1 pseudogene is annotated in these 802 nt (G+C 56.6%); it reads right to left on the bottom strand.

What is annotated here, in order from left to right:
* Positions 1–747: pseudogene (locus tag K6M89_RS30515) on the bottom strand (IS3-like element ISRel21 family transposase); the annotation flags it as partial.
* Positions 748–802 lie beyond the last annotated feature (55 nt).

The following is an 802-nucleotide window of genomic DNA, read 5'->3' as shown; positions in this document are numbered from 1 at the left end:
CGTCTTCGCCTCTATAGCTATGACGTGGATCAAGCACCGGCACGTAGCGCGAGAAGGTGTCGACCACCGTCAGCACGCGCAGTTTCTTACCCGTTGCGAGTTGGTCGTGAACGAAGTCCATCGCCCAGACGTCGTTGGGTCCGACGGCCATGTGCCGATCCTCGCGAAGCTTGGCTTTTACCCCCCGCTTCGGTGTCTTGTTCCGCAACTGTAGCCCCAAGTCCCTGTAAATGCGGTAGGTTCGCTTGATGTTGGTGCCCCAACCCTCGCGTTCCAACAGCACATGCACGCGGCGATAGCCGTACCGCACACGGATCTCGCAGATCTCGCGAATACGACGTTCCAGACCGGCCTGATCAGCACGGCGAGAGGTATAGTGGTGAGTTGATCGATCGAAGTTCAACGCTCCACAAGCACGTCGGATCGAGATCGCCCAATCGCAGCACATGCCTTTCACCATCTCCCGCTTCCGAGCAGGCCTTAGAGCTTTCGGCGGATGACATCCTGCAACATCTCGCGGTCCAGCGTCAGATCCGCGACGATCTTCTTCAGGCGCGAATTCTCGTCCTCGAGCTGTTTCAGCCTCTTCATCTCCGGTGGCAGCATGCCCGCGTATTTTTTCTTCCAGTTGAAATAAGTCGCCTGGCTGATCCCCGCCTTCCTGCAGATTTCAGCAACCGACACGCCTTCATCACCTTGCTTCAGAATGAACGCCTTCTGAGCGTCCGAAAACTGCGACGCTTTCATCGTCTTCTGGTCCCTTTCCCAGCCAGGAAAATGCACCGGAAAACTCTAACCAAAA

This window comes from Rhizobium croatiense (assembly GCF_019793465.1).
GTDB classification, from domain to species: domain Bacteria; phylum Pseudomonadota; class Alphaproteobacteria; order Rhizobiales; family Rhizobiaceae; genus Rhizobium; species Rhizobium croatiense.
This window is presented reverse-complemented; position numbering and strand designations above follow the sequence as displayed.